Origin of the sequence: Mesorhizobium sp. B2-5-13, from assembly GCF_006440535.1 — a bacterium.
Taxonomy (GTDB): domain Bacteria; phylum Pseudomonadota; class Alphaproteobacteria; order Rhizobiales; family Rhizobiaceae; genus Mesorhizobium; species Mesorhizobium salmacidum.
In genome coordinates this window covers 603326-623812 of the sequence record NZ_VFUI01000002.1, presented here as the reverse complement: position 1 = coordinate 623812, position 20487 = coordinate 603326, and the positions used below count along the sequence as shown (strand labels likewise).

Annotated in this window: 20 protein-coding genes; 4 read left to right on the top strand and 16 right to left on the bottom strand. The window is 63.0% G+C overall.

All coding sequences use genetic code 11. From position 1 onward, the window contains the following. Positions 1–103: 103 nt before the first annotated feature. From FJ434_RS06200 to FJ434_RS06190, 3 genes are all read right to left on the bottom strand, one after another. Positions 104–1135, bottom strand: a complete 1032-nt coding sequence (locus tag FJ434_RS06200; RefSeq protein WP_140746621.1) for an Hsp33 family molecular chaperone — start codon at positions 1133–1135, stop codon at positions 104–106. A 130-nt stretch (positions 1136–1265) separates the two neighbouring features. Continuing rightward, positions 1266–2177, bottom strand: coding sequence for an ornithine carbamoyltransferase (gene argF / locus FJ434_RS06195; RefSeq protein ID WP_140507557.1), 912 nt, complete (start codon positions 2175–2177; stop codon positions 1266–1268). Between the two features lie 16 nt (positions 2178–2193). Next, on the bottom strand, positions 2194–3393 hold the full coding sequence (locus FJ434_RS06190; protein ID WP_140507558.1) for an aspartate aminotransferase family protein: 1200 nt from the start codon (positions 3391–3393) through the stop codon (positions 2194–2196). A gap of 356 nt (positions 3394–3749) precedes the next feature. Between FJ434_RS06190 and FJ434_RS06185 the strand changes: the two genes are divergently transcribed. Then, complete coding sequence (locus FJ434_RS06185; protein ID WP_140507560.1) at positions 3750–4268, top strand: GcrA family cell cycle regulator; 519 nt, start codon at positions 3750–3752, stop codon at positions 4266–4268. Positions 4269–4414: 146 nt separating this feature from the next. Here the strand turns inward: FJ434_RS06185 and FJ434_RS06180 are convergent, their stop codons facing one another. The 3 genes from FJ434_RS06180 to FJ434_RS06170 form a co-directional block, all read right to left on the bottom strand. Then, positions 4415–5422: a magnesium and cobalt transport protein CorA gene (locus FJ434_RS06180; protein ID WP_140746618.1), complete on the bottom strand. Its 1008-nt coding sequence runs from the start codon at positions 5420–5422 to the stop codon at positions 4415–4417. Between the two features lie 97 nt (positions 5423–5519). Then, positions 5520–6245 carry a phosphate signaling complex protein PhoU gene (gene phoU, locus FJ434_RS06175; protein WP_140507564.1) on the bottom strand — a complete coding sequence of 242 codons (726 nt, stop codon included), beginning with the start codon at positions 6243–6245 and terminating at the stop codon, positions 5520–5522. Positions 6246–6361: 116 nt separating this feature from the next. After that, positions 6362–7627, bottom strand: coding sequence for an ATP-binding protein (locus tag FJ434_RS06170; protein WP_140746615.1), 1266 nt, complete (start codon positions 7625–7627; stop codon positions 6362–6364). A gap of 156 nt (positions 7628–7783) precedes the next feature. Between FJ434_RS06170 and ppk2 the strand changes: the two genes are divergently transcribed. Next, positions 7784–8692: a polyphosphate kinase 2 gene (gene ppk2 / locus FJ434_RS06165; protein ID WP_140746612.1), complete on the top strand. Its 909-nt coding sequence runs from the start codon at positions 7784–7786 to the stop codon at positions 8690–8692. A gap of 168 nt (positions 8693–8860) precedes the next feature. On the opposite strand, the gene FJ434_RS06160 is transcribed toward ppk2, so the two are convergent. The 3 genes from FJ434_RS06160 to FJ434_RS06150 all read right to left on the bottom strand — a co-directional run bounded on the left by FJ434_RS06160 (position 8861) and on the right by FJ434_RS06150 (position 11075). Then, the gene (locus FJ434_RS06160; protein ID WP_140716175.1) at positions 8861–9610 is read right to left on the bottom strand and encodes an enoyl-CoA hydratase-related protein; all 750 of its coding nucleotides are present in this window, start codon (positions 9608–9610) and stop codon (positions 8861–8863) included. Then, positions 9607–10245 (bottom strand): acyl-homoserine-lactone synthase, encoded by a 639-nt coding sequence (locus FJ434_RS06155; protein ID WP_140507570.1) that lies wholly within the window; start codon positions 10243–10245, stop codon positions 9607–9609. The genes FJ434_RS06160 and FJ434_RS06155 overlap by 4 nt, the downstream gene beginning before the upstream one ends. Positions 10246–10343: 98 nt before the next feature. After that, complete coding sequence (locus tag FJ434_RS06150; RefSeq protein WP_140716171.1) at positions 10344–11075, bottom strand: LuxR family transcriptional regulator; 732 nt, start codon at positions 11073–11075, stop codon at positions 10344–10346. 285 nt (positions 11076–11360) lie between these two features. On the opposite strand from FJ434_RS06150, the gene FJ434_RS06145 reads away from it, so the two are divergent. Continuing rightward, entirely contained in the window at positions 11361–12185 is an 825-nt protein-coding gene (locus FJ434_RS06145) for a transporter substrate-binding domain-containing protein (protein ID WP_246673872.1), read from the top strand. Positions 12186–12262: 77 nt separating this feature from the next. On the opposite strand, the gene FJ434_RS06140 is transcribed toward FJ434_RS06145, so the two are convergent. Next, positions 12263–12676: a tellurite resistance TerB family protein gene (locus FJ434_RS06140; RefSeq protein ID WP_027141975.1), complete on the bottom strand. Its 414-nt coding sequence runs from the start codon at positions 12674–12676 to the stop codon at positions 12263–12265. 158 nt (positions 12677–12834) lie between these two features. On the opposite strand from FJ434_RS06140, the gene FJ434_RS06135 reads away from it, so the two are divergent. After that, the gene (locus FJ434_RS06135; protein ID WP_140507577.1) at positions 12835–14481 is read left to right on the top strand and encodes a lysine--tRNA ligase; all 1647 of its coding nucleotides are present in this window, start codon (positions 12835–12837) and stop codon (positions 14479–14481) included. Here FJ434_RS06135 and FJ434_RS06130 read toward each other — a convergent pair. The 6 genes from FJ434_RS06130 to FJ434_RS06105 all read right to left on the bottom strand — a co-directional run bounded on the left by FJ434_RS06130 (position 14447) and on the right by FJ434_RS06105 (position 20477). Continuing rightward, the gene (locus tag FJ434_RS06130; protein ID WP_348640957.1) at positions 14447–15298 is read right to left on the bottom strand and encodes a thermonuclease family protein; all 852 of its coding nucleotides are present in this window, start codon (positions 15296–15298) and stop codon (positions 14447–14449) included. The two genes, FJ434_RS06135 and FJ434_RS06130, sit on opposite strands and share 35 nt — an antisense overlap. 9 nt (positions 15299–15307) lie before the next feature. After that, on the bottom strand, positions 15308–15943 hold the full coding sequence (locus FJ434_RS06125; protein WP_140746606.1) for a helix-turn-helix transcriptional regulator: 636 nt from the start codon (positions 15941–15943) through the stop codon (positions 15308–15310). A 138-nt stretch (positions 15944–16081) separates the two neighbouring features. Beyond that, positions 16082–16387, bottom strand: a complete 306-nt coding sequence (locus FJ434_RS06120) for a hypothetical protein (RefSeq protein ID WP_140507581.1) — start codon at positions 16385–16387, stop codon at positions 16082–16084. Between the two features lie 99 nt (positions 16388–16486). Then, a complete protein-coding gene (locus FJ434_RS06115; protein WP_140746603.1) occupies positions 16487–17032 on the bottom strand; it encodes a thioesterase family protein in 546 nt (181 codons plus the stop codon). A 9-nt stretch (positions 17033–17041) separates the two neighbouring features. After that, complete coding sequence (locus FJ434_RS06110; protein ID WP_140746600.1) at positions 17042–19255, bottom strand: 3-hydroxyacyl-CoA dehydrogenase NAD-binding domain-containing protein; 2214 nt, start codon at positions 19253–19255, stop codon at positions 17042–17044. 13 nt (positions 19256–19268) lie between these two features. After that, positions 19269–20477, bottom strand: coding sequence for an acetyl-CoA C-acetyltransferase (locus FJ434_RS06105; protein WP_140746597.1), 1209 nt, complete (start codon positions 20475–20477; stop codon positions 19269–19271). Positions 20478–20487: the final 10 nt, after the last annotated feature.

The following is a 20487-nucleotide window of genomic DNA, read 5'->3' as shown; positions in this document are numbered from 1 at the left end:
TCAGCCACCGCATCAAGAAATGCGCCTGGAATGACGACTATCTCATCAATGCCATCACTCATATGCGATAGCCCTGCCGTGAACGGGGAGAAGGAAAGATAGCTCACTGAGCCGCAAATTCCGCCGGATCGAAGTCGTACCGCGTCGAGCAGAACTCGCAGGCGACGTGGATGCCGCCATCCTCGGTGCTGTCCTTGATCTCCTGCGCGGAGAAGCCTTCGAGGATGCCGCGGATCTTGTCCCGGGAGCATGAGCACTGATCGGCGACGGGAACGCCGCCGAAGACGCGCACGCCATGCTCGTGGAACAAGCGATAGAGCAGCCGCTCGGCGCCGATGGTCGGGTCGATCAATTCGGTCGGCTCGATGGTGCCGAGCAAGGCCAGCAACTCCTGCCAGGAATTGTCTGTGGGATCATGGATCTCCTCGCGCGGATCGCCATCCCCACCCGGCAGGTCCGGAATGCGCATGCGCTCGGGCGATTGCGGCAGGAACTGCGCCAGGATGCCGCCGGCGCGCCACTGCTCGCGCGCACCGCCGACACCGGGCGTCAGCAGCTTGGCGACCGAGAGCCTTAGGTCGGTCGGGATCTGTTCCGACTGGCGGAAATAGGTGCGCGCCGCCTCTTCCAGCGTCTCGCCGTCGAGCTGGACGATACCCTGATAGCGCTGCGTATGGGCGCCCTGGTCGATGGTCAGTGCCAGCACGCCGCTGCCAAGCAGCGTTTGCTGCGAGGTCTCGCCGGCCGCGATCAGTGCCTCCAGCCGGTCGGCGTCGAAACGCGCATAGGCGCGCAGCGCCGAGGGCGTGGAAAAGTCCGCGACCAGCATGTCGACAGGCCCATCGGTACGGGTCTGCAGGATGAACTTGCCTTCGAACTTGAGCGAGGTGCCGAGCAGCACCGTCAGCACACAGGCTTCCGCCAGCAGGCGGGCGACCGGCTCGGGATAGTCGTGGCGGCCAAGGATAGCGTCGAGCATCGGCCCGAGCTGGACCGTGCGGCCACGCACGTCGAGCGGACCGACTTCGAAGGGAACGACGTGATCGTCGCCGGCGTAGCCGAACTCGCCGAGTTTGGGGTGATGTTCAGTCACTTGATGGCTTTCCAACATGACAAAGCTCCAGGGCGCGGCCATGGGGCCCTGGTGGGCACATGCGTCCAAACGCGCTTGATTTGCGTGATGCGGCGCAGATAAGCATCGCGCCTCCGTAGATCAAGCGCCTGGGCATTTCAGGCGCCCAGGCATTTCGGGCGCCCAAGACACTTCAAGCACCGAGGCACCAGGCGAGTACGGCCTTCTGGGCGTGGAGCCGGTTCTCGGCCTCGTCGAACACCACCGAATGCGGCCCGTCAATGACCTCGTCGGTCACCTCCTCGCCGCGGTGGGCCGGCAGGCAATGCATGAACAGGGCATCGGGCTTTGCCCTGGCCATCAGCGCTGCGTTGACCTGATAGGGCGAGAAGACATTGTGGCCGCGAGCACGGTGTTCCTGGCCCATCGACACCCAGCAGTCGGTGACGATGCAGTCGGCCTGGTCGACGGCTTCCTCGGGCGAGCGGGTGAAATGCAGCTTGCCGCCATGCGCCTTGGACCAGTCGATATGCTTCTGCGCCGGTTCGCTGCCTTCGGGCACGGCGACGTTGAGGTTGAAGCGGAACCGTGCCGAGGCCTCGAGCAGCGAGTGCAGCACATTGTTGCCGTCGCCGGTCCAGGCGATCGTCTTGCCAGCCACCGGCCCGCGATGCTCCTCGAAAGTCATGATGTCGGCCATCAGCTGGCAGGGATGGGTGTCGTCGGTCAGGCCGTTGATCACCGGAACGGTGGCGTTCTCGGTCAGCTCCAGCAGCCGCTCATGCGAGGTGGTGCGGATCATGATCGCATCGACGTAGCGCGACAGCACCTTGGCGGTATCGGCGATGGTCTCGGAGCGGCCTAGCTGCATCTCGGTGCCGGTCAACATGATGGTCTCGCCGCCAAGCTGGCGCATGCCGACGTCGAAAGAAACGCGCGTGCGCGTCGATGGTTTGTCGAAGATCATCGCGAGCACCTTGCCTTCGAGCGGCTTGGTCCGTTCACCGGCCTTGAGACGCGCCTTTCGCGTCACCGCGTCATCCAGCATGAAGCGCAAATCGCCTTCGGAAACGGTGGAAAGATCAGTGAAATGGCGGACTGACATCAGGAATGGTTCCGGATTACTTCGCGGCGGCGGAGGCCATGGCCTCCGACAGGCCCTTGGCGCCAGCGCGGATGCGATTGAGCGCTTCGTGAATCTCGGCATCGATGACGGTGAGCGGTGGCAGCAGTCGGATGACGTTGTCGCCGGCCGGAACGGCCAGCAAATGCTGGTCGCGCAGCGCCATGTTCACCTTGCCGTTGGGCATCGCGCATTTGAGGCCGAGCATCAGCCCGGTGCCCCTGATATCCTCGACTATTTCGGGGAATTCGTCAGCTATTGACGCAAGCCCCTGCTTCATCAGCAGCGCCTTGCGCTGGACATCCTCGAGAAAGCCATCTTCCAGCACCACGTCGAGCACGGCGTTGCCGACCGCCATTGCCAGCGGATTGCCGCCGAATGTGGTGCCGTGCACGCCGGCGGTCATGCCGACGGCGGCCTCGTCGGTGGCAAGGCAGGCGCCCATCGGGAAACCGCCGCCAATGCCCTTGGCGATGGCCATGATGTCGGGCGTCACACCCGACCACTCATGCGCGAACAGCTTGCCGGTACGGCCGATGCCGCACTGGACCTCGTCATAGATCAACAACAGGCCGTGCTGTTCGCAGAGCTGCCGCAGCCGCTTCAGCGACTGTGTCGGCACCGGACGGATACCGCCCTCGCCTTGCACCGGCTCGATCAGGATCGCGGCGGTCTCCGGCGTGATCGCCTTTTCAGCGGCGTCGATGTCGTCGAAACCGACCTGGTCGAAGCCTTCGACCTTGGGTCCGAAGCCTTCGAGGTATTTGTACTGGCCGCCAGCCGCGATGGTCGCCAGCGTGCGGCCATGGAAGGCGCCTTCGAAGGTGATGACGCGGAAGCGCTCGGGATGGCCCTTGACGAAATGGTAGCGCCGCGCCGTCTTGATCGCGCATTCCAGCGCCTCGGCGCCGGAATTGGTGAAGAACACCTTGTCGGCGAAGGTGGCATCAGCCAGCCGCTCGCCAAGCCTGCTCTGCCCCGGGATTTCATAGAGATTGGAGACGTGCCAGAGTTTCGCCGCCTGTTCGGTGAGGGCCGCGACCAGATGCGGATGGCCGTGGCCAAGCGAATTGACCGCGATACCGCCGGCGAAATCGAGATATCGCTCGCCCTTGTCGGTAACCAGCCAAGTGCCTTCCCCATGGTCGAAGGCCAGGGGTGCGCGAGCAAAGGTCTCGTAAAGCGCCGAACCGCTCATTATATGCGTCTCCGGTACCGGAAAATCAAAAAAGCCGCCAAAGCGGCGGCCTTCTGCGGCTTATCGTGTTTTTCGGCCATGAAGTCAACGAAAACGTCGCGTAGTGGCGCGCGGCAAGCCCCCTGACGCAACGCCGGCTCATGAGCGACCGGGCAAGTTGGGGAAAACCGAAAAAACCGATTCGTGTTGCACTTGGGACTCTTGTCACCGAGTCAGCGCATAGAGTAGTTGTAGTCGAGAAATAACTAGATTTCGTGCGGCGGACCTAATCACCAGATATATGTGGTGTCTGCCCCAGCAGTTGTGCTGGGTCGGGAGTGGATTCTGATTGCCGCACGCTTATGAGGAGCGCGGTCATGAACTGGACTGACGAGCGGGTAGAACTCTTGAGAAAACTGTGGTCGGAGGGTCTGAGCGCAAGCCAGATTGCTGCGCAGCTTGGAGGGGTCAGCCGCAACGCGGTCATCGGCAAGGTGCACCGGCTGAAACTGTCGGGCCGCGGTCGCGCGACGGCGTCGCCGGCACGCCAGAAGAAGGCGACGCAGGGATCGACCGTCCAGAAGTCGGTGGCGCGCGCCGCGAGCACGGCACGCCATGTCACGACTTCGATCGGCGCGACGGCCCTTCAGACGCAATTCGATGCCGAACCCGTGGCGCGGCACTACATCCGCCCGGTCGAGAACGTCGTGGTGCCGATCTCACGGCATCTGCAGCTCGTCGAACTGACAGAGCGCACCTGCAAATGGCCGAACGGCGATCCGCTTTCGGAGGACTTCAATTTCTGCGGCAACGAAGCCGCTGAAACCGGTCCCTACTGCAAATACCATGCCCGCGTGGCGTTCCAGCCAGCGGCGGAGCGGCGGCGGAATCGCTGAGCGAATAGCGAATAGCGAATAGCGAATAGCGAATAGCGAATAGCGAATAGCGAATAGCGAATAGCGAATAGACAGTGATTGAGCTTCCGCGAGGGGGCAATGCGGTTTTTCCCCTAATCGCTACTCCCTATTCGCTATTCGCTCTTTTACAGCCACCCATTCTTCCTGAACCGCCAATACAGGAAGCAGCAGATCAGCGCGATCATGGCCAGCACCATCGGGTAGCCATATTCCATCTTCAGCTCCGGCATGTCGGTAAAGTTCATGCCGTAGATGCCCGCGAATGCGGTTGGCACCGCCAGGATGGCCGCCCAGGAGGCGAGTTTCTTGGAGATCGCCGTTTCCTGGCTTTGACCGACCAGAAGACTGGCCTCGAAGGCGAAGGCCAGCACCTCGCGCAGGCTGTCGATCTTCTCCTGGACGGTACGGATGTGATCCGTCACGTCGCGGAACAGCGGGTGCATGGCCGAATGGATCTGTGGCAGGTCGGCGCTGGTCAGCCGGCGGCAGACTTCCACCAGGGGCAATGCCGCGTTGCGCAGACGCAGGAGGTCGCGGCGCAGCATGTAGAGGCGTTCGATGTCGGGGCCGGTCATCGGCTTCAGCAGGACCTTGTCCTCGATCGCCTCGACCTCGTCCTCGATCTGCTCGAGCACGGGCATGTAGTTGTCGACGATGAAGTCGAGAATGGCATAGAGGACGAAATCCTCGCCCTTGGCCAGCGAATGCGGGCAGCTTTCCCAGTGCTGGCGTACGGCGGCATAAGATGTGGAAGGACCGTGCCTGACGCTGACGATGTAGCCTGAGCCGACAAACAGATGTGTCTCGCCGAAGGTGACGCGCCCTTCGATCAATTGCGCCGTGCGAGCGACGATGAACAATGCATCGCCATATTGCTCGATCTTTGGCCGCTGGTGGGGGTGCTCGGCATCTTCGATCGCCAGCTCATGCAGATGAAACTGCGCCTTGACGCGCAACAGAAGTTCGCGGTCGGGTTCAAGCAGCCCGATCCAGACGACATGTCCCGATTTCTTGGCCCAATCGCCGGCTTCCTCGATGGGAATATCGGCGATACGGTGCCCGGCGGTGTAGACACTACAGGCGATGATGCCCGATGTCAGCGGCGAGGGCTTGAATTCCCGGACATATTCCATCGCGGCCTCCCGAAAGCGTTGCCTTCCCTAGGGAACCGGCAAGCTTATCTCGGGATAGTTTAGCGCAATATGATCAAGCGTTCGAGAGGAGGTGCGTTCACTTCACCGGCAGCGCCGCGGGGAGGCCGATCTTGTCCGTCTTGTCGCTCTTCGGCCGCTCGGCCGGCATCTGGTCGCCGGTGACGATGTAGTAGATGGTCTCGGCGATGTTGGTGGCGTGATCGCCGATACGCTCGATGTTCTTGGCGCAGAACAGCAGATGCGTACAGGGCGTGATGTTGCGCGGATCTTCCATCATGTAGGTCAGCAATTCGCGAAACAGCGACGTGTACATGGCATCGATCTGGTCGTCACGGTCGCGCACGAAGCCGATCTTGTCGACCGAACGCGACGCATAGACGTCGAGGACTTCCTTCAGCTGGGTCAGCGCCAGGTTGGCCAACGCCTCCAGGCCGCGGAAAAGGCTGGTCGGCTGACGGCCGTCGGTGACGGCGACCACCCGTTTGGCAACGTTCTTTCCGAGGTCGCCGACCCGCTCGAGGTCGGCCGAGATGCGGATGGCGCCGACGATCTCGCGCAGGTCCGTCGCCATCGGCTGGCGCTTGGCGATGATGATGATCGCCTTGTCGTCGATCTCACGCTGCCCCTCATCCAGCACGATGTCGTCGCGAATGACCTTCTGGGCCAATCCCGGATCGGCATTGACCAAGGCGGCGACCGCCTGCTCGACCATGCGCTCGGCATGGCCGCCCATCGCTGCGATGCGCTTGGCGAGATATTTCAGTTCCTCGTCAAAGGCGCTCATTGTGTGAACGGACTGCATGGACGAAATGCCTTCCCACGGGGTGTCTTGATCTTGAGTCGTTTCCTCGAATCCCCGCTGATACGCTAACCGGATGACAGAAAAAAGAAACGGTCCAGTGGGAAACTAGGGCAGTATCAGTGCGCCGGCAAATGGACCGAGAAGGCGGCGCCCTTGCCGACCTCGGACTTGATCGTCAGCCTGGCATTGTGACGCGTCAGGATGTGCTTGACGATCGACAAGCCAAGTCCCGTGCCTTTCTGGGTCCGGCTGGTCTCGACATCGATGCGATAGAAGCGCTCGGTGATGCGCGGGATATGCTCCTCGGGAATGCCGGGGCCAAAATCCCTGATCGTCACGTCGATGCCTGGTTCGGAACCATCATCGCCACGCGCGATCGACACCACGACGCGGCCGCCCGACCGGCCGTATTTGCAGGCATTTTCCAAAAGGTTCTCGAAGACCTGGAACAACTCGTCGCGATCACCCGGCACATCGAGCGACCCCTCGGCGAAATCGCGTTCGATGGCGACATTGTTTTCTCGGGCAAGCGGTCCGAGCGAATCGATGACGCTGTCGACGGTCTGGCGCAGATCGACTTCGGTTCCCGGCTTCAGATAGGGCTTCATCTCCAGCCGCGACAGCGACAGGAGATCATCGATCAGTCGCGCCATGCGGCCGGTCTGGTTCTGCATGATCTGGAGGAACTGCTCGCGCGCCGCCGGATCGTTGCGGGCCGGTCCGCGCAGCGTTTCGATGAAGCCAGCGATCGAGGCCAGCGGGGTGCGCAACTCGTGACTGGCATTGGCGATGAAGTCGGCGCGCATGCGGTCTATGCGCCGTGCCTCGCTCTGGTCCTTGAAGACCAGCACATAGAGGTCGGTGCCATGCCCGACCGAGGACGCGCTGACCCGGTAGGCCCGTTCGACGGGAAGTTTCTCGGTATAGTCGACAACATCCGAGGCAACGGTGCCCGACAGAACACTGTCCAGCAGCGCCTGCATTTCCGGCGCCCGGAATTTCAGCGGCAGCGATATGCCGGGCGCGATGCCTCCAAAGGCGGCAAAAGCGGCGGCGTTGGCGTGGACGATGGTGGCGGCCTGGTCGAAGATGATGAGCGGATCGGCGACGGCGGCCGCGAGATATTCGCCGGACAGGCGCTGCAAGCCCATCGCTTCGATTGCCCCGGCGCTCTCGGCGGAATGGCGCGCAGCTGTAACCGGCAATAGTGCCGCCGTCAGCAGCAGGAGCAGTGCCGGTACCAGCACGTAGGCGGAAATACCCGCGAAGCCATAGGCGATCAGGACCGCCACGACACCGGCCGCGAGCAGCCAGCGGCTGGTCCACAGCCGGGCGGCGATCGCTTGCCCCATGCCTTTCTGCTCTGCGCCCAGGTCAGTCATTCGCGCGCCCAGCCTCCACCGGTCACACGGCGGCGAAAACTTCCGCTGGACCGCAAATCAAAAGTGCTACAGCGTCCTTTGCGCGCCCAAATGGACGCGCGGCGCTGTAGTGGCTCCCAATAGCATGAGTCCAGACACTTAAAAGGGTTCGTCTGCATGAATAAGGCCAAGGAAAATTCCGCCTCGCCAACTTCAGGTCCGCTGAAAATCCGGATCGGCGGCAAGGAACGGGAGTTCGATATCGAGAATCCCGAGCTTCCGGACTGGGTCGAGGAGAACAAGCTGACCGCGGGCGGGTATCCCTACGACAAGAAGATGAAAGCCGAGGAGTACGACGATACGCTCGAGCAGTTGCAGATCGAGCTGGTCAAAGCGCAAGCATGGCTGCAGGCGACCGGCAAGCGGGCGATGGCGCTGTTTGAGGGGCGTGACGCCGCCGGCAAGGGCGGCACGATCTTCGTGCTGCGCCAGTACCTCAACCCGCGCACGGCGCGCAACGTCGCGCTGACCAAGCCAACCCCGACGGAGCTGGGGCAATGGTATTATCAGCGCTATACCGACCATTTCCCGACGTCGGGCGAATTCGTCACCTTCGACCGCTCATGGTACAACCGCGCCGGCGTCGAGCCGGTGATGGGTTTTTGCACCCCAGAACAGCACCAGAAGTTTCTCGACGAGACGCCGCATTTCGAACGAATGATCGTCAATGACGGCATCCATTTCTTCAAATTCTGGCTGAACATCGGCCAGGAGACGCAGCTCGAGCGCTTTCACGATCGCCGCTACAGCCCCCTCAAGAGCTGGAAGTTCTCGCCGATCGACATTGCCGGCATCACCAAGTGGGACGACTACACCAAGGCGCGCGACAGTATGTTCGAGCGCACCCACAAGGAGTTCGCGCCATGGATCATCGTGCGGGCCAACGACAAGCGCCGCGCGCGGCTGGCAGTGATGCGTCGCATCCTCCTGTCGCTGCCCTATGAGGGACGCGATCTCGATATCATCGGCAAGGAAGACAGGAAGATCATCGGCGAAGGGCCGTCATTCCTGGGTAAGCAGGACTGACGCTTTTTTTGGCGCCGCGCAGCCAAAGGCGGCGCGGCGCAATTGATGAGGGCCCTTGATCCGGCTCTACAGCATGTCGCGGCGAATGGGATTCGCCCGACCTGCTGTAAGCTTCTGACTTATGCATGTCGTTATCCCGGAACCGAGGACACTTCCGGGCGACATGCATTAGGCCGCCAGGCGTGCGATCCGCTGCAACCGTCGCAGCGTGGCGTCGTCCTGCAGCGCCTGCTGGAACAGCGATATCTCCTCATCGATGCGCTCGCAAAGCGCGGTGGTGTTGCCCTTGAGCAGGCCGCGCGTCTGCAACAACGCCGCAACCGGCTTCTTGGCGAGCTGCCTGGCCCGGCCGAGCGTCGCCTCCTCGACGCTGCCTTCCGGGACGATCTCGGCGACTAGGCCGAGCGCCCTGGCATCTTCGGCACGAAGCGTGTCGCCGAGGCAGAAGAAGCGGAAGGCACCGGCATAGCCGAGCTTCTGCGGCGCCAGGATGCTGGTCGCCGCGTCGGGCACCAGGCCGAAATCGACGAACGGCACCCGGAACGTGCTTTTTTCTGACGCGATCACCATGTCGCAATGGAACAGGATGGTGCAGCCGACGCCGACGGCATCGCCGTCGACACAGGCCAGGATGGGCTTTGGAAACGTTGCCAGCATGCGGAACATGTCGGTGACGGCGGCGATCAGCTTCTGATGCTTGGTGGCGTCCAGGAATTCGGAAAAGTCGCCGCCAAGACAGAAGCAGCCCGCCAGGCCGCGCAGCACGACGACCCGCACCTCTTCGTTCTCGGCGGCTTCCTGAAACGTCCTGGCAAGGCTCTCATAGGCCCTCCTGTCGAGCACCGGCCGGCCGTCATTCGACGACACGGTGACGATCAGCGCATGGTTGCGCAGTTCGGGTTGTGGGTGCGCGTTCATGACGCCCTCCTTTGGCCGAGCATGTCGGGATATCCCCTGGCCAGGACGGGTGCATGGTGATTGCGGCGCGAACGCACCACGTCCAGCGTGTGCTCGTTGAAGGTGAGCAGCGTCGCCACGACCTGCTGGTTGCCATAGGTGCGCTGATAGCCCAGCGGCGTCGCCAGGAAGTGCAGTTGCAATGCGCGCAGCACCCACATCGGCTCGAACTCGATGATGACCTTGTCGACGCCGCGCTTGAGACCCCACTCGACGAAACCGGCTATCAATTCCGTGCCGACCGTCGAGACGCCGCGCCGGCCATCGCGAAAACCCGGAGCCACCGCATAGCGGGTCAACTCCCAGATGTTGGGGCCCGCCGGCGGCGTTCCTTCGGAGAGATCGGTCAACACCTCGGTCAGCAGATGCGGCCGTGTGGTCGGCAACATCCTCTGATAGCCCGCGACTTCATCGCCCCTGATGACGATCTGATGCACCGCCTCGTCATGATCGAACTGGTCGACCTCAAAACCGTCGGGGCGCCGCAGGTCCTCCCATCCCATTTCCTCGACGAATATCCGGTAGCGCAGCCGATGGACGGCCTCCCAGAGGTCGGGGCGTTCCATCAATTCCTTGGTCGAAAGACAAAAAAGCATTCCGTAGTCTCCTGTGTTTCAGGGGAAGATACGGCCGTGCTTCGATGCGAAAATTGCGTGATCACGTAGGCAAGAAGTTCTAGGCCTGCACGGCCGACCTAGCTAATGTATCCGCGCCTTATCGCCTCGGCGACTGCCTGCACCCGGTTGACGGCACCGAGTTTGCTTTTGGCGTTAAGAAGATGTTTCTCCGACGTGTGTTCGGAGATCCCGAGGATTTGCGAGATCTCCCATTCGGACTTGCCGACCGCGGCCCATTGCAGGCACTCGCGTTCGCGCGGCGTCAGTTCGATGTGATCGATGGTCGTGGCCGCCATGGTGTGAAGCTGCATGGCGCGGCCAATGGCATAGGTCGAGACCAGCGAGACCAGGCCGAATTCGGCCGCCGACAGTTCCACGGCCTCGCCACCCAGCGACACCATGACGATTTCGCCATCGAGCGTGATCAGCGGGAAGGCCAGCCCGTCGCGCAGCTTGAAGGCGCCGGCGTCGCCCATTACTTCGCCACTGCTCTTGTCGATGCGAACGCCCTGGGCGGCTTCCCGCCACTGGAACGGCGCCTGCAGCTGTTTCATGTGACTGACGACGGGATCGTGATCGACATAGTTGCGCGTCACATAGCGCTCGAGCCATTCGACCGGCCAGTCGCAAAGCAGCACATGCTGCTTTTGCTGCCCCGTCGGCGTGCCCGGCCGCGGAACGGTTCCGGCCATCAGCGCGGTCAGGCCGAACTCCGATGTTACGCCTAACAGTTTCTCGCATACCGCGGCCGCCGTTGCGGCGTGCTGCAGCTGGTCTATGTATTCCAGCGTCCGATCGAACTGACTCATCGCAACATCAACCCCATGTTGCCTTATGCATTGAAGCCCATGGTCCACGCCATGCCGGCGCTTCGCCACCGACCAGGAATTGCAAAGCGCCCCCTTCCGGTTGTGGTTCTCGACCCTGGTACCCCCACCAGGGCAGCCACCGCTGTTTGCAAACCCACCAAATCATATCCCGAAATCGAAGCGTTGAAATCAAAAAGCATTGTGCCTGTACCATTTTCATACCAAAACCGGCACGAGCACGGTGCGGGGAGTTCTATCGTGGCGTTCCAATGGAGGTTCCAGGTCCTGGCAGCGGCGCTCATCGCGGCACTGGTTTTGGTTCCCGGAGCGCGCGCGGCGGAGCCGCAGGTACCGGTGCTCTGGGACGCCAAGGAGCGGCTGCCCAAGCCGGACCTTTCGGCACTGCCGCGGCTGCGGTTCCTGACGACCACGGATTTTCCGCCCTTCAATTTCCTCGATGGTTCGGGAAAGCTGTCCGGTTTCCACATCGACCTGGCGCGGGCCATCTGCGCGGAACTCGATATCGTCGACAGGTGCCAGATCCAGGCCTTGCCCTGGGCGGAGCTTCAAGGCGCGCTCGAGAAAGGCGAGGGCGAGGCGATCATCGCCGGCATTGCCGCAACGCCACAGTCACGACAGACATACGCCTTCTCGCGCGCCTACCTGCAATTCCCGGCGCGCTTCATTATGCCGAAGAACAAGGCGCTGGCGGAACCGATCTTCGACAAGTTACACGGCAAGCGCGTCGGCGTGATATCAGGCTCGGCGCATGAACGCATGCTGCGTGACTATTTCGGCACGGTCCAGGTCGTCCCCTTCGACAGACCGGAAGCCCTCTACGGCGACCTCAAGGCCGGCAAGATCGACGCTGCCTTCGGCGATGGCATGCGATTCGCCTTCTGGCTGGGCGGCTCCGATGCCGCCGGCTGCTGCCGCTTTGCCGGCGGCCCCTACCTGGCGCCCGAATATCTGGGCACCGGCATGGCCATTGCCACGCGAGCGGACAATCCGGCGCTGGCCGCGGCGCTCGATTACGCGCTGCAGGAGATTTCGATGAAAGGCACCTTCGCCGAATTCTACCTGCGCTATTTCCCGGTCAGTTTCTTCTGATCCGGTCCGTCAGTTTCTTCTAAGCACAGCCGATGTTCAGGTGACTTGAACCCCAACAGTCCTTGTTCAGACCGATGTCAGGTGAGCGTGCGAAGCCTTGCCTTCGCCGCACGGCCGATCGCAGCGACGGTCAACGTGTCGAGATCGAGCTGACGACGGATCAGCTGCAGCACGCGCACCTCTTCCAGCCGCATCTCCAGATCGACGGCGGCGACCTCGAAGGCGGCTGCGTAGGCAGTGTCGCGCAACCGCTCCGGCAGCGCCTCCGCAACCTGGGTCAGGACACCTTCCAGCCCATCCTTCTCATGCAGCATCTTCTGGCAGGCTTGGGCCACGGCAACCAGCCGGTCCTGCCTGAAATCCTCGAACACCGGCCACGAGCGGACGACATCGCCGATCCTGGCCAGTTCGACGTCGGTCATGTCCCGGTCGGAGGCCGAAGTGATGACCATAAGATAGATCAGGGCTTCGTGAGGGGTGGGCGACGGCATTCTTTACTCCTTGAACGGGTTCCGAAGGTAGGAAGGTGAGCCCGAGGCCGCAAGGAAAAAGCGCCCCACGCGTTGACGCTCCGGCCACGCGCGCCTAGAGACCGGTTGAAAATCGACACTTGCAGCCAGAGCGGCGAATAATTTTGGAAAATAGGACCATGGCGGGATCAAACATCATCGATCTCAATCCCGAACTGCTGACGGCCGCGGTCGAGAGCAAGGCATGGCCGTTCGAGGAAGCCAAAAAGATCATCGAACGCTACAAGGGCGCCGACTTTCCAGAATCGATCCTGTTCGAAACCGGCTATGGGCCGTCGGGCCTGCCGCATATCGGCACGTTCGGCGAAGTGGCGCGCACATCGATGGTGCGTCATGCGTTCCGCGTGCTGACGCAGGACAAGGTCGCGACCAAGCTGCTGTGTTTTTCGGACGACATGGACGGCATGCGCAAGATACCCGACAGCGTGCCGGATCGCGCAGCGCTCGAGCCGTATCTGCACAAGCCGCTGTCGTCGGTGCCCAATCCGTTTGACGGCGACTATGCGAGCTTCGCCGACCACAACAATGCGATGCTCTGCCGCTTCCTCGACACGTTCGGCTTCGACTACGAATTCGCCAGCGCGACGCAGTACTACAAGGCCGGCCGTTTCGATGCGATGCTGTTGCGCGCCGCCGAACGCTACGACCAGATCATGGCGGTCATGCTGCCGACGCTTGGGCCGGAGCGGCAGGCGACCTACAGCCCCTTCCTGCCCATCTCGCCGAAGAGCGGGCGCGTGCTCTACGTTCCCATGAAGCATGTGGACGCCAAGGCCGGCACCATCACCTTCGACGATGAAGGCACCGAAACCACGCTGCCGGTCACCGGCGGCAGGGTGAAGCTGCAGTGGAAGCCGGATTTCGGCATGCGCTGGGCGGCCCTCGGCGTCGACTTCGAGATGTTCGGCAAGGATCACCAGACCAATGCGGTGGTCTATGACCGCATCTGCAACATCCTGGGCGGGCGGGCGCCGGAGCATTTCGTCTACGAGCTGTTCCTCGACGAGAACGGCCAGAAGATCTCCAAGTCGAAGGGCAATGGCCTGACGATCGACGAATGGCTGACCTATGCGCCGACCGAGAGCCTGGGGCTCTACATGTACCAGCGGCCGCGGCAGGCCAAGAAGCTCTATTTCGACGTCATCCCGCGGGCCGTGGACGAATATTACACCTTCCTCGCCGCATACTCGCGTCAGGACTGGAAGGAGCGGCTGGGCAACCCGGTCTGGCATATGCATGACGGCAATCCGCCCGCCATCGACATGCCGGTGCCCTTCTCGTTGCTGCTCAACCTGGTCAGCGCCTCCAATGCGCAGAACAAGGATGTGCTGTGGGGCTTCATCTCGCGCCACGTGCAGGGCGTGACGCCTGCCACCCATCCCGAGCTCGACCGGCTGACGGGCTATGCGATCCGCTATTTCGACGATTTCGTGAAGCCGACGAAGACCTTTCGACCGGCCGACGAGGTCGAGCGCGAAGCGCTGCTGGCTCTCGAAAAGGCTCTTGGCGACTTGCCGGCGGGCGCCAGCGGCGAGGCGATCCAGAACGCTTCGCTCAACGTGGCGCGCAAGATCGAACGCTACCAGGATCATTCCAAGCAGAGCCCGGAAGGCGGCCCCGGCGTTTCAGGCGCCTTCTTCCAGATGATCTATCAGGTGCTGATCGGCCAGGAACGCGGCCCACGCTTCGGATCCTTCGCCGCCCTCTATGGCGTCACCGAGACCCGCTCGCTCATTCAGAAGGCGTTGGCTGGTCAGCTGGCTTGAGGACGCCGTGGTCCTCTTCCAGGATCGAACCCGGCGCCTGAGGCGCCGGGGCGGGTGCGCCCGGCGCCGCTGAGATGCCGGCAAGGTTCGGCGCCGATCCGAAAATGCCTTTCTTCGCGCTTTGTGCTTTGTCACCCGCTTCCACATAGGGCCCGCCCTTGGCGGCGCGCGCCCAGCCGTTTTCGACCAGCCATTGACCGACATCCTGCTTGCCGATCCGGCACTCCGCCGCGATCCGGTCGCGACCACCTTCCGGCGGCACCGTGCAGACCACGGCGCGACCGCGCAGGAAGGCCCGGAACGCCGTGCGGGCACGGACACCGCACGGCCAGGATTTGCCATCGGTGGTGCAGGTCTCGTCCTGCCCGACGACATCGATGCCGGAAACGGCGACCGAATAGCCTTTCGCCTCGATCAGGCCGGCGGCCGGGGCGACCGGCTGGAACAGCTTTGTGCCGTTCCAGTCGTCGGGCATCTTCGGCTCGGGCGGCACGGCGAGCGCCAGCTTGCTCAACGGCTCGCGCGGCTCGACCCGCTCGAGCTCTCCGGCGGGCAGTTCCGGCGGCGCGACGACCTGCGGATCGATCGCCCGCGAATGCGCCGCCGGTTTTGGCGGCTGCGGAGCAGGTATGGCTGAGGTGGCAGGTTCTTCTGGTACCGTCCCGGTGTCAGCCCGCGGGATCGTATCGGCGCCGGGATCGATCTGATCCACCGCAACAGTGCTTGCGCTGCCTTTCAGCGTGCGTCCGCCGGCAACGACCAGCGCCGCCATTACCGGAACCATCAGAACCGCCAGGACAAGATGAGGAAGTCGCACCCGCTGCACCTATTGGCTTGCCCAGACGATCCGCGCCACCCATTCGACCTCGCGCATGGGGATGTCGCGATCCGGATGCTCCGGATTGAGCGAGACCAGCTCGATCGACTTGACGGTCTGGCGTTCGAGCACCTTGGCCATCACCTCGCCTGATGTGGTCTTGACGACGACGCGATCGCCCTTGCGGGTGGCGGCGCCCGGCTCGACGATGAGCACGTCACCGTTGCGGTAGAGCGGCAGCATGGAATCCCCTTGCACCTGCAGCGCATAGGAATTCTCGGTCGATTGCGCAGGCAATTCGACGAGATCCCAGCCCTGCCCGGCGGGAAAGCCGGCATCGTCGAAGAAGCCGCCGGCGCCTGCCTGGGCAAAGCCGAGCAACGGCACGGCGCGCCGGCTGGCGGGCGATGCGCCCCGGCCTTCGATCAGTCCCGTGAATTCGTCCAGCGAAGCGCCCGTGGCCTCGATGATCTTGGCCAGCGATTCGGTCGAAGGCCAGCGCGGCCGGCCGTCGGACGAGAGGCGTTTCGATTTGTTGAAGGCGGTCGAATCAAGTCCCGCGCGCCTTGCCAGACCCGAAGCCGAAAGCGAATAGCGCTCGGCAAGAGCATCGATGGCAGCCCAGACGCGGTCGTGCGAGAGCATGACGTGCTCTCCTTCGAAACAGGAAAAAATGCCTCTTCCTGTCTAACGCGCAACCGCTGCGTTGTCCACCAGCGCGGCCGGTGGATCACGAACAAAGCTGTGTGCCGCAACGACGGCACAGTGTCATGGCCGAAGCCGCTATCCGGCCAATGCCGCCATCGCCCTCGGCAAACCCTTCTTGAGCTCGTCGACGTTCATCACCGGGATCAAATCGACGGTGGCATTGAAGGCGAAGAAGAACCGCTCGGCGACATAGGGCATATCCGAACTGTCCTTTACCTCTAGGAAAAGGTAGGCCGTCCGCCAACCACCGTCAGCGGTAAAATAAGCAGCCTCCGGCTTGAGATCGGACAGGGTGTGCTCGATGAACTTGCCCATGCTGCCGTCCTTGATCGCCTTGTTGCCTTCCTCGGCCGGGATGGAAACTCTCAGCATCATACGCATGATGATTAATCCTCCGCCAACTCCACGTTAGCGATACCTAATGTACCATCCGCGCCTGGCTTGGGAAAGTCGATCGAACCCTGCCCGCCGACGGGTTGATCAGCCGGACGATTTGGCCAGGCCGCGCAGTCCCTGGTGCGACGTCATGAAAATCCGTTCCGCCTCTGTCGGTGGCCGCGGGTTCACCGCACGGCCAAGTGCGGCGACAACCTCGTCAATGTCGAGGAAGCGGCGCGCCTTGCGGTCATAGACGCCGGCCGTCGTCAGGATCAGGGCGGCCGTCTCGCCATTGTCGAGGACGAAGCGGTGCTTGCCGATGACCTGGGTGCCTTCCCAAGTCTCGATCGAGGACACCACTTCGAAGCGGCGCCACAGCCGTATCTCGCGGGCGTAGACGGCCTGCAACCCGCCCATCATCGGCGCCCAGCCATTCTTCCTCGCCAGCGTGATGAGGCCGGCACGGACAAACAGATCGATGCGGCCAAGGTCGGCCAGCATCATGTAACGCGCATTGTTGAGATGGATGTTGAAGTCGATGTCGGTCGGCAGGCAGCGAAAGGCCAGCCGGCCTTCGCCGCCCATGAGATAGGGACCACGCCTGCGCGCCGTGGCCAGCATGCGCGCCATGCGCGCCCAGACGTACATGACGCTATGTCAGGCTGCCTGCTTCACATCGCCCTTCGCATGGGGATCAAAGCGTTCGTAGAAGGTCTTACCTTTCTCGGCCATGTCGATGAGCAGCTTGGGCGCCTTGAACTCGGCGCCATACTTCTTCTGCAGGCCCTTGGCGATCTTGAGGAATTGCTTGGTGCCGATCCCGTCAATGTAGGACAGCGCGCCACCGGTATAGGGTGCGAAGCCGAAGGCAAGGATCGAGCCGACATCGGCCTCGCGCGGGTCGGTGACGATACCCTCTTCCATCACCCGCGCCGCTTCGAGCGCGATGGTGACCAGCAGGCGCTGCTGCAGCTCCTCATAGTCGACCTTCTCGGCCGCGAGCTGCGGATAGAGGTCCTTCAACCCCGGCCACAGCTTCTTCTTCGCGGGCTTGGCTGGATAGTCGTAAAAACCCTTGCCGTTCTTGCGGCCGAAGCGGCCGTGGTCGTCGACCATGGTGTTGATCAGCGCCATCTGCCTGGGGTCGACGGCCTTGTCGCCGAGATCCCTGATGGTCTGCTTCATGATCTTCTGGGCGAGGTCGATGGCCGTCTCGTCGGTCAGCGCCAAGGGACCGACCGGCATGCCGGCGGCCTTCGCTGCATTCTCGATCATCGGCGCGGGCACGCCTTCGATCAGCATCTTGTAGGCTTCCGACATGTAGCGCAGCACGCAGCGGTTGACATAGAAGCCGCGCGTGTCGTTGACGACGATCGGCGTCTTCTTGATGGCGCGCACGAAGTCGATCGCGGTCGCCAGCGCCTTGTCGCCGGTCTTCTTGCCGAGGATGATCTCGACCAGCATCATCTTGTCGACCGGTGAGAAGAAGTGGATGCCGATGAAATTCTTCGGCCGCGCCGAATTCTTGGCCAGGCCGGTGATCGGAATGGTCGAGGTGTTGGAGGCAAAGATCGCCGACGACTTCAGCACGGCCTCCGCCTGTTCGGTGGCGTTCTTCTTGACGGCGGAATCCTCGAACACGGCTTCCACCACGAGATCGCAGCCGGCGAGGTCTGCATAGTCTGCCGTCGGCGTGATCAGCGACAGGAGCTTGTCCTTCTCCTCGGGCCTGGCGCGACCCTTCTTGACCTGATCCGAGATCAGGCTGTCGGAATGCGCCTTGCCCTTTGCGGCCGCCTCCATATCCCGGTCGAGCAGCACCACCGGAATGCCGGCCTTGGCGGTGACATAGGCGATGCCCGCGCCCATGAAGCCGGCGCCGAGGATACCGATCTTCTTGAACCTGGTGTCCGGCACGCCGGCCGGGCGGCGCGCGCCCTTGTTCAGCTCCTGCAGCGACACGAACAGCGAGCGGATCATCGCCGCCGCCTCCTTGCTCTGCATGATCTCGGTGAAATAGCGCTGCTCGATCCTGAGCGCGGTGTCGAAGGGCACCAGCAGGCCCTCATAGACGCATTTCAGGATCGCGGCGGCGGCCGGGTAATTGCCATGGGTCTCGCGGCGCAGGATGGCGATGGCCGGCGGCCACAGATTGGCGCCGGCCGCCGAATAGATCGGCCCGCCGGGCAGCTTGAAACCCTTCTCGTCCCACGGCGCCACCGGCTTGAGGCCGTTCCTGATCATCGCCTTCGCGGTCTCGATCAGCTTCGCCGGTTCGGCGATCTCGTGGATCAGGCCCATCGCCTTCGCCTTCTGCGGCGACAGGGTCTGGCCGGAGGTCAGCATCTGCAACGCCTGTTGCTGGTCGGTCAGCCGCGGCACGCGCTGGGTGCCGCCGGCACCGGGGAAGATGCCGATCTTGACCTCGGGGAGCGCCATCTTGACCTTGTCGGAGTCGGCGGCGACGCGGCCATGGCAGGCGAGCGACATTTCGAAGGCGCCGCCCATGCATGTGCCGTTGATCGCCGAGACCCATGGCTTGCCGCAGGTTTCCAGCTTGCGGAACAGGCCGGTCATGATGCCGGCATTGTCGAACAGCGCCCTGGTCGCCTTCTCGCTGACCTTGTCAGTGGCGAAGCTGGTCAGCATCCTCTGCAGCAAGGTGATGTCGGCGCCACCGGAGAAAGTGTCCTTGCCGGAGGTGATCACCGCGCCTTTGATGGCGGCATCGCCGGCCACCTTGTCCACGATGGCGTTCAACTCGCGCATCACCTCTTCGGTGAAGACGTTCATCGAGCGGTCCGGGCTGTTCCAGGTGACCAGCGCGATGCCATCGGCGTCGATGTCGAGGGTGAAATTGGCGTAGCTCATCGTTCTCTCCCCGTCAGACGCGTTCGATGATGGTTGCGGTACCCATGCCGGCACCGATGCACAGTGTCACCAGCGCGGTGTTCAAGTCGCGGCGCTCGAGTTCGTCCAGCACCGTGCCGAAGATCATCGCGCCGGTGGCCCCGAGCGGATGGCCCATGGCGATGGCGCCGCCATTGACGTTGATCTTGTCGTGCGGGATCTCGAAAGCCTGCATGTAGCGCAGCACCACCGAGGCGAAGGCCTCGTTGAGCTCGAACAGGTCGATGTCCGACAGCTTCATCTTGGCACGCCTCAACAGTTTCTCGGTGACGTCGACCGGGCCGGTCAGCATCAGCACCGGCTCGGAGCCGATGTTGGCGAAGGTGCGGATGCAGGCGCGGGGCTTGAGGCCCATCGCCTTACCGGCCTTCTTCGAGCCAAGCAGCACGGCCGCCGCGCCATCGACAATGCCGGACGAGTTGCCGGCGTGATGGACGTGGTTGACCTCCTCGACCTCGGGATGCTTCTGCACCGCCACCGCGTCGAAGCCGCCCATTTCGCCGGGCATGACAAAGGACGGATTGAGCGAGGCGAGCGACTGCATGTCGGTCGACGGCCGCATATGCTCGTCATGGTCGAGAATGGTCAGTCCATTCTGGTCCTTGATCGGTATGACCGAGTTCTTGAAGCGGCCATCGGCCCAGGATCTTGCGGCGCGCTTCTGGCTCTCGACCGCGTAGGCGTCGACGTCGTCGCGCGAGAAGCCGTATTTGGTGGCTATCAGGTCGGCCGAAATGCCTTGCGGCACGAACCAGCCGGGCAGGCCGACCGAAGGATCCATGAACCAGGCGCCGCCGGACATGCCCATGCCGACGCGCGACATCGATTCGACGCCGCCGGCGATGACGATTTCATCGGCGCCCTGCGCGATCTTGGCGGCGCCGAAATTGATGGCGTCCAATCCGGAGGCGCAGAAGCGCGAGATCTGCATGCCGGGTGCCTTGGTGTCGTAGCCAGCCTCGAAAGCGGCGGCACGGGGAATGACGGAGCCCGCCTCGCCGACCGGGTCGACGCAGCCGAAGATGATGTCGTCGACCGTGCCGGTGTCCAGCCCGTTGCGGTCGCGCAGTGCCTCGAGCGTCCTGGCGGCGAGCCGCACCGCCGGCACCTCGTGCAGCGATCCGTCCTTCTTGCCCTTGCCGCGCGGCGTGCGAACGGCGTCATAGACATAAGCTTCGGCCATTTTCATGCTC